The following is a 14,719-nucleotide window of genomic DNA, read 5'->3' as shown; positions in this document are numbered from 1 at the left end:
GATCACCCGTGTGGGTGACGGGGGCTTGGGGGTGGGTTGGGGAGGTTCTCTCCCTGAGTTCTTTGGTCCTTGGACGTCGCGCCGTACTGGGTGCGGGCCCACCGAGACGTGAGAACCTGGATGCGGCCGTACACGGACGAACTGACTGCATCCATCTATATTCGGCCGCATCGGGCCATAGGCGCCCCGCAGTGTCTAGGCCCCCAGGAACACCGGATTGGTGAGCGCCGCCGGCGGCCCCGGGAGCCCCGGCACCGTGGGCGCGTGTCGGACCTCCGCGCGGACGTAGGTGGCGTACTCGGGAGTCGTACGCCACTCCACCGTGCCCGCGCCCGACGCCGGGAGCGCGGTCGTATGCAGGGTGCCCTGGTCGGTGACGAAGTGCGCCGTGCAGCCGGGGGCGCCCGTGACCTCCAGGCGGATCGTCACCGGAGTGTCCTCGTCGACGCGGAGGCGTTCACCGATGCCCGCGTGCCGGCCACGGCCGCCCGAGGCGGAGAAGGCGAGGGAGACGGCGGAGGACTCGGCGATATAGCTGTGGCCCGCGCGGATGCCCGCGACGATCGCTTCGCGTGTCAGATCGCCGGCGAGGACGACCGTCTGCGGCGCGCCGATGACCTGGGGCTCACGGTGGGCGTCGCTGCTGCCCATCGCCGGGGTCCAGTTGCGCCCCGAACGTCCGCTTGCCACAAGTGTGTTGTCCCAGGACGCGAGGGCGATCTCGTCCTCCGGGGTGTACGGGCCGTTCCACACCTCCACCGCGTCCGCCTCGCCGAACCCGAACTTCCAGTTGCAGCCGATGCAAGTGGCGTGCGGGTGGGCGGGCACGACGAGGCCGCCCGCGCGGCGGATCTCGCGCGCGTAGTGGCCGAAGCGGTTGTCGCGGGCCCGGTAGCGCCAGTCGACGAAGGTGCCCGGGTCGGTGGCGATGGCGACGATGTGACCGTTGCGGGTGGTGACCTCCTCGCCGGTGAGGATGAGCAGGTCGTCGCCCCAGAGCCCCTGCCAGGCGGAGTGCGCGGAATGGGTGTTGTGCTCGGAGGTGTTGATGAAGTCCAGCCCGGCGGCGCGGGCGCCCGCCGCGATCTCGGCGGGGGCGCGGCGGCCGTCCGAGTACACGGAGTGCAGATGGCAGTCGCCCCGGTACCAGGCCCGGCCGCGGCCCTTCGCGCGCTCGGGCGGGTAGACCGCCCTGGGGGTCTTGCCGGGGGCGCCGTACCGGAGCGTGATGGTGACTTCGTACGCCAGGCCCTGCGGGGCGACGGTGTACGGGCCCAGCGCGATGTTCCAGGTCCCGGCACGCACCGGGCCCGGGATGTAGCCCGGGGTCGCGGCGTCGGCGCGGATGAAGAACTCCGTACGCGCCCCGCCCGACCAGCCGCGGAAGCCCTCCCCGCCCAGCTCGGTGCCGCGCTCGTCGAAGATGCCGATGTCGAGGGCGTTGCCCTGGGTGCCGGGCGGGACGACGGGCCGCTCATAGGTGTACGCGACGTGGATCTCGCGGACGCCGCGCGGGACTTCGACCGGCAGATACACGAAGTCGGGGGAGCCGGGCGGCAGCGTGCCGCGTACGACCTTGCTCTGTTCGCCGCTGCTCGGGGCGGCGTGCGCGAAGCTCACACTGCCCAACGTAAGCGCGGCCGCCGCCCCCGTCACGAGCAGTCCGCGTCTGCCCATCGCGTGTTGTATGTGTTCGTCGTTGCACATGCCGTCGGCTCCCCAGGTGGTGAGAGGGACAGGATTGATGCACTCAAACCCTGGTATTGAGCCGTGAACTTCCGTGCAAGGGAAGGGGATTGGCGGATTGCGCGGGTATTGCTAGTCGTCGCTGCGGTTCCGCCGCACCAGCAGGACCACGATGGCGACGAGCAGCGCGATGCCGAGGAGCAGGCAGATGATCACCGCGGTGGAGAGGCCCTTGCTCTTCTTCTTTTTCTTCTTGTTCTTCTTCCGGTCCTTGGAGACCGTGGTGACGGTGCTCGCTGTGGTGACGGTGCTCGCTGTGGTGACGGTGCTCGCTGTGGTGACGGTGCTCGCTGTGGTGACGGACGACCGGGCCTCGATCGGGGCGGCGGGCTTCTGTACGGCGACGGCCTGCGTGGGGGTGTACGCCGCCGAGGCGGTGGGCGCGCCCGTGAGCAGCGCTCCGGACAGCACAAGTGCGGTGGTGGCGATGCGGAAACGCATCATGACGTGGATCCTCCCCGTGGTGCCGAGTGCTCGGCATCTGGCACCGTACGGCATACGTTCGGCCAGCCACCAGAGACGACGGACGACGGAGGAGCCTCATGCGCATCGCGACCACGATCTTCCTCACCGACCAGACGATCACGCCGGTACGGCTGGCGCGCGAGCTGGAGGAACGCGGGTTCGCCGGGCTCTACCTCCCCGAACACACCCACATTCCGGTGGAGCGTACGACCCCGTACCCGGCGGGCGGTGAGCTGCCGCCGGAGTACGGCCGCACCCTCGACCCGTTCGTCGCCCTCGGCCAGGCCGCCGCGGTCACCTCGCGGCTCGCCCTCGGCACCGGCATCACTCTGGTGGCCCAGCACGACCCGATCGACCTGGCCAAGCAGATCGCGACCCTCGACCACCTCTCCGGCGGGCGCTTCACGCTCGGCGTCGGCTTCGGCTGGAACAAGGAGGAGGCCGCGGACCACAGCGTGGAGTGGACATCACGGCGCGAACTGGGCTGGGACCGGATGGCGCTGATGCGCGCGCTGTGGGCGCCCGAACCGACCGCGTACAAGGGCGAGTTCGGAGCCGTACAGGCGTCGTACGCCTACCCGAAGCCGGCGGGCGGCGCACCGCGCACGCTCGTCGGGGGAGCGGCCGGGCCGAAGCTGTTCTCGCGCATCGCGGAGCACGCGGACGGCTGGCTCCCGATCGGCGGCCGCGGCCTGGCGGAGTCGGTCCCGGTACTGCGCGAGGTATGGGAGTCGTCGGGCCGCGACCCGCAGACGCTCCACGTGGTCCCGTACGCGGTACTGCCCTCGCCCGGCAAGCTGGCGCACTACGCGGAACTGGGCGTGGAGGAAGTGGTGCTGCAGCTCCCGCCGGAGGGCGAGCCGGCGGTACTGAGGGTGCTGGACGAGTACGCACAGTACCTGTGAGGCATTGACTTCGGAATACGTTCCGAAGTACGGTCGGGTCATGCTGACGCCCACGGTCACGTTCTCCGAGCTCTCCAAGAATTCGAAGCACGTCGCCGAGAAGCTCGACGAGGCCCACCGGCTGCACATCACGCGCCGGGACGGCGAGGACCTGTACCTCACGACAGCCCGGCACGACCGCGAGCGCGAGGAGACCGCCGACATCACGGCCCGGCTCTTCGCCGCGCTGATCGGCTCCGACGGTGGGGCGCGGGCGATACTGCGCGCGCTGCCATCGGTCTTCCCTTGGGTGCGCCACCTGTCGGACGACGAGGTGGCGCAGTTCGTGCGGGAACTCGTCGACGCGACGCATGACGCCGTCCACCTGGACGTCCACGCCAATCTCCACCGTGTCGTCGTCGAATGGCGTGCGACGGCTCGGATTCTGGCCGACCCCGAGCTGACCAGGCAGCTCACGCGCCGGCTGCCGGACGAGGACCACGGAGAGGTGGTCGCTCCGTGACCCCCAAGCGTGGCGACGATGTCGCCCCACCCGCGGTCGGCGAGGAATGGCGCTTACGGTTCGCCACGAATGAGGCGGCCAAAGGGTGGGGGGAGTTGGGCGGGGAGGCGCCGGGAAACACGAGGCGCTGTTTCGAGGCCCTGCGCGGCAACCCCCTGTCGCAGGCCGCCCCGGATCGGCAACACCGGCTGCGTGGACGCTTGGCAACCGGCAACCTGGGCGGGCGAGAGTATCCCCAGTGGGAGTACGAAGTGACGGCGGGCGGCCGCGTCCGCTATCTCGTGGATGAGCCGCGCCGCATCGTCCATCTACGCGTCGACCCGGCACCCGAAGGACACCGAGTAGGTATCGGCCTCGGCCTGGGAACGGGCGGGCTGCCCGCCGTACACGCAGCACCTGTAGCCCCCGGCCGCACCGGGCGCCTGCACGGTGGGCGCCCCGGTGCGGGGCCGTACGCGGGGAAGAGGGCGGCGGCGGGCACGCGGCGACGGTCAGTCGTGGTGTGGTCACGTGCACCGAGCCTGCCGAGGGGGACGGCGGCGGGCCCGGAGAAACGCGTGCTGGCTAGTCCAGAGGGAGCAGCCCTGTGTACGTCACGAAGGCGGACCAGGTGGTGGGGGTGACGGCGAGCTGGGGGCCCTGGGTGACCTTGGAGTCGCGGATGTGGATGGTGGCCGGGGAGGCGGCGACCTCGATGCAGGAGCCGCCCTCGCCACCGCTGTGGCTGGACTTGAACCAGTGAAGCTGCTCGGTGTTCATCGCTCTCCCAGCGTTTTCTCGATCAGGGACAGGGTTTCCCGGGCGTTGAGAGCCTGCGACCGAAGGATGCCATAGCGAGCGGTGATGAGCCGGACCTCTTCCGCGTCGGTGATCAGCCTGGGGTAGCCCTGGACCTCTGTGTAGGCAACCTGCTGACGTGCCTTTGCTGTAAGCAGGGTGAACACCCCGTCCACATTGGGGTGTTCCTCGCGATCAGTCGGCATGATCTGAAGCTCTACGGTTCGAAGCCGTCCGATGCGCAGCATCTGCAGCAACTGGTCCTTGTGGACGGCGCGTCCGCCGATCGGCCGCAGCAGCGCGGCTTCCTCCAGGATGAAGCTGCAGGTTGGTGCTGGCCAGCGCTCGAACATCTGCTGACGGGCCAGTCGGTCGGCCACGCGCTTGGCGATGGTCTCCTCGTCCAGCAAGGGGCGGCGTTGGGAGAAGATCGCTCGCGCGTAGTCCTCGGTCTGTAGAAGTCCGTGCACGACCTGGTTGCTGTAGTCGTGCAGTTCGATGGCCTCCGCCTCCAGGTTCGCGTAATTCCGGTACCACTCCGGGTGCCGCGTCCTGGCCCGCGCCTTTGCCGCACGCACATCGTCAAGGGCGGCCTTCAGCACGCCCCCGGCGGCCAGCAACTCATCGGCCCGGACCAGGAAATCCGGCTGCGGCGTCCGTACACCCCGTTCCATCGCGGAGACGAGATCCTCCCCGCAATGCGCCGCCACCCCCAGCTCCCGCTGGCTCATCGAGGCGTTCTCCCGCAGCACCTTGAGCTGCTTGCCGAGCGCGCTGAAGAGATGCGCCGTCCCGTCCACTTCAGCCGGCCGCTCGGGCCGCTCTTCCGTCATGCCGTACCGCCTTCTCGGTCACGGCCGACGTCCCGTACAGCCTGCCGTCCGTACCCGTACAGTTACCCAGCGTCGCGATCGCGCTCCTGGTCAGGGTACGGCGAACCGGACACGCTCAGTGACATGAAAGCCGAAACCGCTACCCCCGCCGCCGAGTTCACCCAGCGCCTGAGCGCCACGCGAAGAGGCGCCCGCCTGGCCCGCCACCTCGCGGCCCATCAACTCGACGGCTGGGGCATCCCGTACGGCAGCGACCTGTCCGACGCGGCCGCACTGATCGTCGCCGAGCTCGCGGCGAACGCGGTCACTCACGGCCGCGTCCCGGGCCGCGACTTCGAACTGCACCTCACGCTCTGGCCGCTGACGCTCCGCATCGAGATCTCGGACGCCCGAGGCGACCGCGAACCGTCCCCGAGGCCTCCAACCCCCGACTCGGAGACGGGCCGCGGCCTGCTCCTGGTCGACGCGCTGGCCACGTCCTGGGGTGCGAAGGACCGCGTGATCGGTAAAACGGTCTGGGCAGAATTGCCGCTGCCATGAGCCGATTTACGGCTCTTGACGGAATGTCCATGGACTGCTCCGGCTACGGTAAGCGCCCCGCATCAGATCAATCCCCCGCCGCGGCGGCGACTTTGCGCACCTGCCCCACCGGGAGGCAGCCGTCGCCGCCTTCAGTCCTCCCAGAACGGCGCGCCGACGCGGATCCGGATCTGTTGGTCGCGATCGACCAGGCGCACCACAATTCCTTCAACCGTTTCGCCGACCTCCGGAAGGGGTGCAGGGGCCTTCTCGTCGGCCCCGGAGGGGTTGTAGGAGCTGATATCGATGAAGCCATTCACCTGCGGTGCGTATTCCAGTTCAAGGAATACGCCAAAATTGAATCGGGCCTTTACCACGCCTCGGGCGCTGGAGCCCAGGGGGTACCTTTCCTTGGCGGCACCCCAAGCGTCTGTTTGCGTCACTTGTGTCGGATCCTCGGATATTTGTTGAGTTCTTCCACTACGCTGTTCGGCACTTCAAGCTCCGTCAGTGGCCCACCTTCGTAAGGCTGCTCGTAGGTCGGGTCCGGCTGCTGACCGTACGGGCCGGGCTGCTGCTGGCCGTACGGGCCGGTGGCCTGGCGTGGGTGGCATGGTCATGGCTACACGCTATGCGGCGGGCGCGAAGGGTTTTGACGCAGGCTTCCTCCTGAGAGCTTTCCCCCGGGGTACACCACCTGTCGGACGACGAGGTGCGCGAATTCGTGCTCGAACCCGCAGCGAGGCGGTTACTCCCTGACTCCCCGCGTGGAGTCGTGGGGGAGCCAGGGCCATCGGCCTGGCCAGTCGCAGATCGTTTCATGCCTTTGACTCACGGCGCGGCCCTGGGCCCGGCCACCACTACCGCTACGCAGTGCAACGGCTCACTTCGCCGTCGAGTTGTTGGTCAGCGTTCGGAAGTCATTTATGGCCGCAAGGTAATCATGTCTGGCGGCATCGTCTTCGGGTAGATCGAATACGCAGGTCGCGAACTCCTCTGCAGCGGCAAGGACCGCCTGGGTCAGTTCATCCAGTCCGACCCTGTCCAACAGCGTATTGCCAGCGGAAACGGAGAACATCCCATTCTTTATCCGACGGACGGTGATATTGAAAGATGTGTCCACTCCGGTGTAGCTCAATACCTTGTTGCTTCCCTTGAGGAATTGGCGGAGGTTGTCCAGGAGCAGGGTCACGGAAAGGTAGATCATCATCCCTTGGTCCGGTGTATGACCCTGTGAGGTCGCCTCTCCGAGGTCGCCGAAGCAGAGCATGTCCCCCAAGTCGAATCCGTTTGGCTCGCCTTGGCCGGGGAGTACGGAAAACCTCATCCTCATCACGGGGTTGCTCAGTCCTGCCCGGCCGCGGCGCGAGCGTTCTCGATAGGGGACGGGTCGTAGCGCGGCAGAGCGGGCTCGACCGCGTAGGGGCAGCGCCACCAATCGGGGACGTAGCTGGCGGGGGAGTGCTCGTCTGCGCGGCAGGTGCTGCACCCGGCCTTCCGGCTCGCGCTGTCATGGCCCGGCAGCGACCAGAGCGTCCTGCGGTCGCACCAGTTCCGCCCCGGCGCCGGTCAGCGTGACCTTGCCGGAGTGCACGGTGTCCAGTTGCTCGACCTCCCTGCCGTACCACTCGATCCGTGTCAGCGTAAGCCGGCCCGCCGAGCCGGTACGGAACCGCATTCCGAGTGCCGCGGCGCCTTCGATGCACCGCACCACGCAGATGATCGTGTCCTCGGTCGTCATCGGCTCCAGCGACAGAACGCTCAGCATCGCGGATTCAGGCACGTCGGTAGGCCTCCTCTGCGAATTGGGTAATTTGTTCGGGTGTCATCTTCGGTGCAAAGGTTTCGAGTAACGGATCGATGTCCCCATTATTGATGCGGCAGGGGATATCAATGCCCATGTTGCTCAGGATGTCCCGAGCGACGGATGACGGCACATGGGTCGAGGCACGGAAGAGCGTTCACGGTCAGCCTTCCAGAGATTCGCTGGCCCACCGGCCGGTGCGGAAGTGCTGACGGCCCCGCGAGTAAGAGCCGATGTCGAGGCACCGCAGAAGTAGACCCCTGCTGCATGGGGCGGGTCGAAGAGCCCCATGTACCACTCGATCCTGTCCAGGGTCAGCCGCAGGTCCGTATCCGAAGCCCCGAGGGGCTCTCGTGCGTGAAAACCTGCCCAACCCGGACAACACCTCCGACGCACCTTGCGATGCAAACCCCTCTGGACTCGGCTGCCGCTTCCACGGCATAGATCTGCAACTTACTCGGCTCGTCCACGCCTCCGCCTTGCGCTGTCCGCTTCAGTCCTCCCACTGGACGGTCCAGCGGGACTCCTCGAAGTACTGGCGTAGGGAGGTCTCATCCTCAACCCACGCATCGCCGCCTTCGCTCTGGAAGTTCCGGTCTGATGCAGTCAGCACAACGTAGCTGGGAGGTTCGTCCGACAACTGCTGAATCCTGACGTATCTGCCGTGCTCTTCCGCGGAAGTGATTCGCCCGATGACCCCGATCCTCATCGCAGGCACCTCACCGACGAGTTGACGGTTGGTCGCGGACACTTCGTCTTGGATAGCGACGGGGTCAGCACCGATCTCACGCCCTAGTGAAGTGTCCGATGCGATCGGATGCCGGGCTTCCATGAGAGTTCCTTACTCTGCCGACGACGGACTCTCTCTCGATGTCACGAAGGCGATGTTCTCGTACTCCTCCTCGAAGACAACGAGCAGTCGTCGCTTGTCTTCGGACAGGAGAGTCAAGTCGTGTCCGAGCACGTCCCGCAGTGCCTCGGCCCACCCTGCGGATGTGCATTGACACTCGAGCCAAGGGAAGTTCTCCAACCCGGTGCGCGCGAGAAGGGTGCTGGGAAACTGATGATCCCTCGCCAGGGTTTCAATCCACCCACCCAAATCTTGTGGTGAAGTTGCGGCCGTGGAGTAGTCGGGGCGGGTTTCGGTGCGGCAGAATCGCGCAAGCTCCTCGCCCGCCCACCCGGGGATCTCGCTGCCATCAACGAACCGCTGAAAGATCGCGTCCGGCAGACGCTGTTCGATTCTTTCCTTCTCCCTTTTTTCCTTCGCAAGCAAGATTCTTCGTCTTAGCTCTTCGCTCATGATCGCAGCCTTATCGCTCGCGGGCTTCGTCGCTATGATGTCGACGTACTAGTTCCTGTGTAGTAGATGTGGTGTTTGTCGCCGACCTGTTGGTACCTCTCCCCCATCATGTCCACGTTGAAGCCACCCGTCTTGGGCTGCCCCGCATGGAAGTGTGGATACGGAGCGTTCGGGTCACGAGTGTGCTCGGCAATTACGCGCGTGCCCTGTGGCGTTTCATACTGGTAGTAACGCCCGTGAGCCCCTGGATTCGGGTCGTATACATAGTTGCTCGTCCGGTGACGTTGCGTCGGATCGTCACCGACTTCCCACTGTTTGACGGGCTGCTGACTATTTGGCACGCCCGCTCGTTCCCGCGCCGCATTGAATGCTTCACCTCGAGTTTCGAGGAATTGATTGCACGGGGCGAGCCCATCTGGGTCAGTCCACGTGTGCGGATTATGGACGTACGCGGTTGGGTTCGGAGCCGGAGCGAGTCCGAGGGGGTCTGCTGACAGATAGCGAGCAGTCTCGGGGTCATAGTGGCGGTGAAAGTTGTAATGGAGGCCGGTTTCGGGGTCGAAGTATTGGCCAGGGAATCGGAGTGGCGTATACGCCGTGCTGGTAGTTGCCCATGTTGTCGCACCCCACAGGGTGCTGCGTGTGTGCCAGGCGAGGTTGCCGGACGCATCGATGAGTTCGTTGGGAGTTCCGACCAGGTCCGTGACGATGGTGAAGAAGCGTGCATCGATCTCGTCCTGTGAAGCAGTGAGGATTCGTTCCGTTTGGGCGATAGGGTGTAGGCCATCGTGGTCCCACGTGAGGGCTACAAGGTCGGGCAGGGCCTCGCTCTGAGTGGTCTGCTCGCAGAGCGTTGTGTTGTCCCACGTGAAGGTGACTTCCTCCACGATGGTTTGGCCGTCGACAGCATGGCGTTGCTTGGAGATACGCCGACCGAGCGGGTCGTACAGATAGAGCCAGTCTGTACCGTCCGGAGTTATGACGGATATGAGACGGTCCTGTGCATCCCATTCGTATCGCCAGGTGTCCGGCTTGCGGGACAGCCGAGGCTTCCGACGGAGCACGACCCTGCCCTGCGCGTCGTGCTCGTAGCGGACGTTTCCGGCACGGCTGATGTGGGTGCCCGTGTAGGCACGCGCACCTGTGGCCTCGTGGCCCGGGTGCGAGGCAGGCCATGCCGCCTCTGTTTGGTTGCCCGCCACGTCGTAGGCGTATCGCTCGGTCCACCCCGCTGCATGGACGGTGGTGACCCGGCCGGTCGCGTTGAGGACGAAACTTCGGGTGCCGGAGAGCTGGTCGTCGATGCCGACGAGGTTGCCGTCTGCGCGGTAGGTGTAAGCACGGTGCTGGAGACTGCGGCCATGGGAGGTGACCTGAAGGTCGACGAGACGACCCAAGGGGTCCAGTTCGTGCGTAAGGGTGATGTTTTCTCCGATGTGCCGGACGAGTTCGCGGCCAATGGCGTCGTGCTCGAATGTGATCGTGCGGTCGGACGTCATGAGTTCGATGCGACGGCCGGCTGCGTCATACGTCCATGAACTGACGACACCGCTCGGGGTCGTCCTGGCTGTTCGGCGACCGAGGGCGTCATGGCCGAATGTCATCGTGCGCCCGTTCACGGTCTCAGATTTGAGCCGTCCGAACCGGTCACGGAGTCGGACCAGCGTCGAGTCAGGACCTTTTGCCACGGCGAGCTCGTCGAAGATGTCGTACTCGAATGTGGTGACCGCGTAGTCCGCCTCGTTGCTGACCACCTGGCCGAGCTCGTTGTGCTTGAGCCGGACCACCTGGCCGAGCCCGTTCGTCCGCGAGTTCAGGCGGCTCGCTGCGTCATAGGTGTACGTGAGGGTCCGGTCGTCGAAGTCCGTCTCAGATACGAGTCTGCCGGCTGAGTCGTACTTGTAGTCCCAGGTAAGCCCCTGCGGGTTGGTGACCCTGGTCAGCTGAAGATTCGTGTCGTGGCTGAACTCGTACCGCGCACCGTCCGGACCGGTACGGGCCACGAGCAGGTCGAAGTCCGCGTACTCGAAGGTGGAGACTCCTCCCACCGCATCAGTGTGGGACAGGCAGTTGCCTTCGCCGTCGTAGACCGAGGACTGGTCGCTGTCGTCCGCGTCGATACGTCGGGAAACCATGCCCTCCACGGTCCACTCGAAGCGGGTGATCGCTCCAAGCGCATCCGTGATGGTGACCGGGCGGCCGAACGCATTGCGTTCGTAGCGGGTCGTCGCACCCAGCGGGTCGGTCGTCTCGAGAGGGAGTCCTGCCCCGTCGCAACGCACGAATGAGCTGTGGCCGAGCGCGTCCGTCACCGAGGTGAGGTTCCCGGCCCCGTCGTACGAGAACCGCGTCGTCGCACCCGAAGCATCCGTGACCGACGTGCGGTTGCCGCGCTCGTCGTACGTCTGGCGCGTGACCGTCCCGTCCGCGCCCTTAACGCGTACCGGCAGGCCAAGCTCGTTGTACTCCGCGGACAACTCCCGCCCGTCCGGGCGTACCGCTGTCGTCACACGGCCCGACTCGTCGTACGTGGAACGGCTGACGTGCCCCAGTGGATCGGTCACCGACAGCAGCCGGTTGTAGCGGTCGCGCTCGAGCCGTGTCACGTTGCCGAGGGGGTCGATCTCGCCGACGACTTGGACGCGGTCATTGATGAGGTAGCGGTGGGTGTGGCCGAGGCCATCCGTCATGGACGTGCTGAGCAGGCCGCTCGCCGGGTCCCTGCCATCCCAGGTGAAGGTGGATTCGAGGTGGCCGTTGGTACCCGACTGAACGATGCAGCGGTCGCGGTCGTCGTAGACGTAGTCGAAGTGGCTGCCGTTGGTGTCGGTCCAGGAGGTGATACGGCCGTGCTCGTCGTAGCCGAAGCGCAGGGGGCGGTCTGAAGATCTGGTGACCTCGGTGAGGTGGCCGTCGGTGTAGCCGTACCGCAGGATCTCCTGGTCGGTGCCGTCCTGGGCTGCGCCGGCGAGGTGGAGGGCAGTGACCCGGCCCTCACTCGTCGTCAGCTTCAGGTGGTAGCCACCGTGATGGACGATCGAAGTCGGAGCATCGGTTTCGTCGTACTCGAAGGTGATCCAGCGGCTGTTGCGGTCGTCGATCTGCGCGAGCAGGGCCACATCGTCGTGGCGCGTCTCGAAGTGCCACACCCGGCCGGAGGCGGGGTCGGTGACGGTGTAGTCGCCGTCGGCGTCGCGGTCCAGAGGCCAGCGGCGGCCGTGCGTGGGCATGACGGGGACCCCGGGCGCCGGGTGCGGGTACGCCAGCAGGCTTCCCTCGTCGCAGACGAACACCACCCCCTCGGAGTCGATCTCCAGGCGCTGGTCGACGGTGCTCGCCCAGGACGGACCGAACCAGCCGCCCGCGCGGTACGACGACTCGAAAGTGCGCTCGACGACCAACGGCAGCGAGCCGGGAAGCGCGAGGTCCGTCTGCGGCAGGATCATGTGGCCGGTCGCGATGTCGACCGGGTCCTTCTTGCACGTCTTCTCGGTGCAATGCTGACCCTTGCCGTCGGGATCCTTGTCGTGGCCGTCGCGGCCCTTGCCCTTCGGGTTGTCGGCCAGGTCCTTCGCACGTGCGGCTGCCTTGAGGCCGCCCGCGCCCTTGGTGGTGGCGGCCTCGAAGATCGCGCGGCCCCAGAACTCGCTCGGGTCCTTCTGGAAAGCCTCCCATGCGTTCTTGAGGGTGCGGTCCGGGTTGGCGACGCTGGATGCCAGCCCGGCGAGGGTCGTGTTCACGCCCTTCCAGTACTCGGCCGGGTGGGTGATGTTGTACAGGTCGAGCGGATGGATCGACCGGACGAAGTTCACGGTCCCGGCTGCGGCCTTCACGAAGCCACTTCCGACATGCATCATCTCGACGCTCTGGCCGACGCCGTAGTCGGCCAGGTCGAACTTTGCCCGATCCAGCCCGGTGGGCTCCTTCGGGGCATGAGCCAGGGCAGCGGTGACCGCGTTCTTTGCCGTCTCTCCGGCCTCGTTGCGCTGACGGCGGGCATCGTTCAGGATCTCGTGGGCACGATCCAGTTGGGCCTTGCCGGGGTCGGTAGAGGCAGGCTTGGGGAGCGGGTCTGAGCCTGTGCGCGCGTCGTTGTAGGCGTCGACCTCGGCGCTGTACGCCTCGGAGCTCTCGGTGCCCTTCTTGTAGAGGGCAATTGCCTTCGTGGCTTCCCCCTGTGCCCACGTCACCGTGTCGGCGTATCTCTCCAGTGCCTTGGCCGCGTCGCCGAAGGCGTCCGCCGCACGCAGCCAGTCGGTCGGCAACGTGCTGAACTTGTCGCGGAACGCCTCGGCCGCCTCGCCTTTCCAGTGACTGGAGTCCAGCTTCTTCATGCCCTGGCCGACCAGATTGAACGCGTCCCTGAAATCCCGGAGGTTCTTCACGCCCGCGTTGATCTTTCCGGCATTGCCGTGGATCAGCTCATTGGCCTCACCACTCTGGCCGAGCTGCTGTTCACCCACGTCCGCGCCCAGGGACGAAGCCTTCCGATCACCCCAGTCCTCGACGGTGTCCGCCCAGTCCTTCGCACCGACACGGTCCAGCAGACCGCCAGTCTTGTCGGTGACGAAGTCGACGCCCTCGCCCGCCTTCTCCTTGCCCCAGTCGACACCATCGCGGACCTTGTCGTAGCCGGCCCCGACCACCTTGCCGAACATGTCTCCGTAGTCAGGCATCAGCGGTCACCCCACCGCTTCTGCTCAGCCTGCTCGACCGTCGCTTCGGAGGGGTCGAGCAACTCGCGCAGCTGCTCGTCCGTCGCCTCCCGCAGCTTCGGGTCGATGAAGCCGCTCTTCTCCCACGAGTCCAGCAGCGCGTCCTCGACGTCATACGTGGTGTTCTGCCAGGTCTGCTTGGCCTCCGCGTTCGCCTTCGACATCGACTCCTCGCTGTAGTCCGCGTTGTCGTACGGCATCTGGGACTTGATCTCGTCCCAGCGCATCTTCTTGACCTCGTCCTCGTCCAGGTGCGGATTCCCGTTCAAAGAGTTCACACCGATCTTGAGCGTGTCCTTGATGTACCGCTCCTGCTCAGAGATCGCCCCGGCCGAGAGTCCCACCGCGCTCGCGAACCCGTTTCCCCTCTGCATCAGCGCGCGCACGCCCCACTCCCAGCGCTCACAGAACGTTGTGAACTCCGCAGTCAGCCCGCCATGCCCCAACTCCAGGCCCGACAGGGCCAGGTCCGTGAAACCACGTCCCGTGGTGGCCTCGCCGATCATGCCGAGCTCCTTCAGCTCGGCATGGGCCAAGTTGATGCCGTTCGCGATCAGCTCCAGCGCGCCCGGCGGCGCCGCCAGGTCCGGCTGCTCCCCGCTCATCCCACTCCGCCGAGATCCACTGCCACCGCATCCGGCACAATTCCGGCCACCGGCGGAAACAACATGCCGTCCTCGCTGCCCGCATCCAGCGCCACCCCGGCCGGCACTCCCAGCTTCGGCACCATGACGTCCAACAGCCGTGCGCCCAGCAGCGTGTGATACATCCACTCCCGCTCGGCATCCCCCTGCGCCCGCGCGAAACGGGCCAGTGCTTCCTCGTCCGAGAACGCACAGATCCACCGCACACCGCCCTGATCCGCGGACCACAGGCTTCCGTACTCGTCGATCGGCACCAGCACCGCCGCACGCCGGAATTCCCCCAGCAGCACCGCAAACTGTCGTCTTGCGGCAGCAAGTTCATCTTCAGGTGTCGGGCTGGGCTCCGGTGCGGACACTTCCGGCGGTTCGAGCGCCGCTTGCGGTGCGGCTGCTTCCGCCGGCGCGGGCCAATCGGCCAACTCGGCCAGTCTCGACGGCCTGTCAGGCCTCGATATGTCATCCCCGTTGTCCACCACGCATCGAATGCTTTCACGCGTGCCTTCTCT

At 66.4% G+C, this 14,719-nt stretch carries 16 protein-coding genes; 3 read left to right on the top strand and 13 right to left on the bottom strand.

Annotated features, from left to right (window positions below; all coding sequences use genetic code 11):
• Positions 1-195 precede the first annotated feature (195 nt).
• Positions 196-1,707, bottom strand: a complete 1,512-nt coding sequence (locus OG883_RS28815) for a CehA/McbA family metallohydrolase (protein ID WP_266546669.1) — start codon at positions 1,705-1,707, stop codon at positions 196-198.
• Positions 1,708-1,818: 111 nt separating this feature from the next.
• Positions 1,819-2,190 carry a hypothetical protein gene (locus OG883_RS28810; RefSeq protein WP_266546667.1) on the bottom strand — a complete coding sequence of 124 codons (372 nt, stop codon included), beginning with the start codon at positions 2,188-2,190 and terminating at the stop codon, positions 1,819-1,821.
• A gap of 98 nt (positions 2,191-2,288) precedes the next feature.
• Here OG883_RS28810 and OG883_RS28805 point away from each other — a divergent pair, with 98 nt between their 5' ends.
• Positions 2,289-3,116 carry an LLM class F420-dependent oxidoreductase gene (locus OG883_RS28805; RefSeq protein WP_266546664.1) on the top strand — a complete coding sequence of 276 codons (828 nt, stop codon included), beginning with the start codon at positions 2,289-2,291 and terminating at the stop codon, positions 3,114-3,116.
• A 40-nt stretch (positions 3,117-3,156) separates the two neighbouring features.
• On the top strand, positions 3,157-3,618 hold the full coding sequence (locus OG883_RS28800; RefSeq protein WP_266546661.1) for a prevent-host-death family protein: 462 nt from the start codon (positions 3,157-3,159) through the stop codon (positions 3,616-3,618).
• A 564-nt stretch (positions 3,619-4,182) separates the two neighbouring features.
• On the opposite strand, the gene OG883_RS28795 is transcribed toward OG883_RS28800, so the two are convergent.
• On the bottom strand, positions 4,183-4,377 hold the full coding sequence (locus OG883_RS28795) for a DUF397 domain-containing protein (RefSeq protein ID WP_266546659.1): 195 nt from the start codon (positions 4,375-4,377) through the stop codon (positions 4,183-4,185).
• On the bottom strand, positions 4,374-5,228 hold the full coding sequence (locus tag OG883_RS28790) for a helix-turn-helix transcriptional regulator (protein WP_266546657.1): 855 nt from the start codon (positions 5,226-5,228) through the stop codon (positions 4,374-4,376). The genes OG883_RS28795 and OG883_RS28790 overlap by 4 nt, the downstream gene beginning before the upstream one ends.
• A 123-nt stretch (positions 5,229-5,351) precedes the next feature.
• On the opposite strand from OG883_RS28790, the gene OG883_RS28785 reads away from it, so the two are divergent.
• Positions 5,352-5,768 (top strand): ATP-binding protein, encoded by a 417-nt coding sequence (locus OG883_RS28785; protein WP_266546655.1) that lies wholly within the window; start codon positions 5,352-5,354, stop codon positions 5,766-5,768.
• A gap of 131 nt (positions 5,769-5,899) precedes the next feature.
• Here OG883_RS28785 and OG883_RS28780 read toward each other — a convergent pair whose 3' ends face one another.
• The 9 genes from OG883_RS28780 to OG883_RS28740 all read right to left on the bottom strand — a co-directional run bounded on the left by OG883_RS28780 (position 5,900) and on the right by OG883_RS28740 (position 14,689).
• Positions 5,900-6,190, bottom strand: a complete 291-nt coding sequence (locus OG883_RS28780; protein ID WP_266546652.1) for a hypothetical protein — start codon at positions 6,188-6,190, stop codon at positions 5,900-5,902.
• Between the two features lie 440 nt (positions 6,191-6,630).
• A complete protein-coding gene (locus OG883_RS28775; protein ID WP_266546649.1) occupies positions 6,631-7,083 on the bottom strand; it encodes a hypothetical protein in 453 nt (150 codons plus the stop codon).
• Positions 7,084-7,257: 174 nt separating this feature from the next.
• Positions 7,258-7,530 carry a hypothetical protein gene (locus OG883_RS28770; RefSeq protein ID WP_266546646.1) on the bottom strand — a complete coding sequence of 91 codons (273 nt, stop codon included), beginning with the start codon at positions 7,528-7,530 and terminating at the stop codon, positions 7,258-7,260.
• Positions 7,523-7,648 (bottom strand): hypothetical protein, encoded by a 126-nt coding sequence (locus OG883_RS28765; RefSeq protein ID WP_266546643.1) that lies wholly within the window; start codon positions 7,646-7,648, stop codon positions 7,523-7,525. Before OG883_RS28765 ends, OG883_RS28770 begins: the two co-directional genes overlap by 8 nt.
• Before the next feature lie 396 nt (positions 7,649-8,044).
• Positions 8,045-8,302, bottom strand: coding sequence for a hypothetical protein (locus OG883_RS28760; RefSeq protein ID WP_266546641.1), 258 nt, complete (start codon positions 8,300-8,302; stop codon positions 8,045-8,047).
• Positions 8,303-8,392: 90 nt separating this feature from the next.
• Positions 8,393-8,854, bottom strand: coding sequence for a hypothetical protein (locus OG883_RS28755; RefSeq protein ID WP_266546639.1), 462 nt, complete (start codon positions 8,852-8,854; stop codon positions 8,393-8,395).
• Positions 8,855-8,886: 32 nt separating this feature from the next.
• Positions 8,887-13,530 (bottom strand): putative T7SS-secreted protein, encoded by a 4,644-nt coding sequence (locus tag OG883_RS28750; protein WP_266546637.1) that lies wholly within the window; start codon positions 13,528-13,530, stop codon positions 8,887-8,889.
• Complete coding sequence (locus tag OG883_RS28745; protein WP_266546634.1) at positions 13,530-14,174, bottom strand: hypothetical protein; 645 nt, start codon at positions 14,172-14,174, stop codon at positions 13,530-13,532. The genes OG883_RS28750 and OG883_RS28745 overlap by 1 nt, the downstream gene beginning before the upstream one ends.
• Entirely contained in the window at positions 14,171-14,689 is a 519-nt protein-coding gene (locus tag OG883_RS28740; RefSeq protein ID WP_266546631.1) for an SseB family protein, read from the bottom strand. Before OG883_RS28740 ends, OG883_RS28745 begins: the two co-directional genes overlap by 4 nt.
• Positions 14,690-14,719: the final 30 nt, after the last annotated feature.

The sequence above is a fragment of the Streptomyces sp. NBC_01142 genome (assembly GCF_026341125.1).
Taxonomy (GTDB): Bacteria; Actinomycetota; Actinomycetes; order Streptomycetales; family Streptomycetaceae; genus Streptomyces.
Note: the sequence above shows the minus strand (reverse complement) of the source record. Positions and strands in the feature narration are given on the sequence as shown.

Coding starts and splice junctions, on each gene's coding strand:
- OG883_RS28815 (WP_266546669.1), bottom strand. CDS start 1,707: ATGTGCAACGACGAACACATACAACACGCGATGGGCAGACGCGGACTG.
- OG883_RS28810 (WP_266546667.1), bottom strand. CDS start 2,190: ATGATGCGTTTCCGCATCGCCACCACCGCACTTGTGCTGTCCGGAGCG.
- OG883_RS28805 (WP_266546664.1), top strand. CDS start 2,289: ATGCGCATCGCGACCACGATCTTCCTCACCGACCAGACGATCACGCCG.
- OG883_RS28800 (WP_266546661.1), top strand. CDS start 3,157: ATGCTGACGCCCACGGTCACGTTCTCCGAGCTCTCCAAGAATTCGAAG.
- OG883_RS28795 (WP_266546659.1), bottom strand. CDS start 4,377: ATGAACACCGAGCAGCTTCACTGGTTCAAGTCCAGCCACAGCGGTGGC.
- OG883_RS28790 (WP_266546657.1), bottom strand. CDS start 5,228: ATGACGGAAGAGCGGCCCGAGCGGCCGGCTGAAGTGGACGGGACGGCG.
- OG883_RS28785 (WP_266546655.1), top strand. CDS start 5,352: ATGAAAGCCGAAACCGCTACCCCCGCCGCCGAGTTCACCCAGCGCCTG.
- OG883_RS28765 (WP_266546643.1), bottom strand. CDS start 7,648: ATGGGCATTGATATCCCCTGCCGCATCAATAATGGGGACATCGATCCG.
- OG883_RS28755 (WP_266546639.1), bottom strand. CDS start 8,854: ATGAGCGAAGAGCTAAGACGAAGAATCTTGCTTGCGAAGGAAAAAAGG.
- OG883_RS28750 (WP_266546637.1), bottom strand. CDS start 13,530: ATGCCTGACTACGGAGACATGTTCGGCAAGGTGGTCGGGGCCGGCTAC.
- OG883_RS28745 (WP_266546634.1), bottom strand. CDS start 14,174: ATGAGCGGGGAGCAGCCGGACCTGGCGGCGCCGCCGGGCGCGCTGGAG.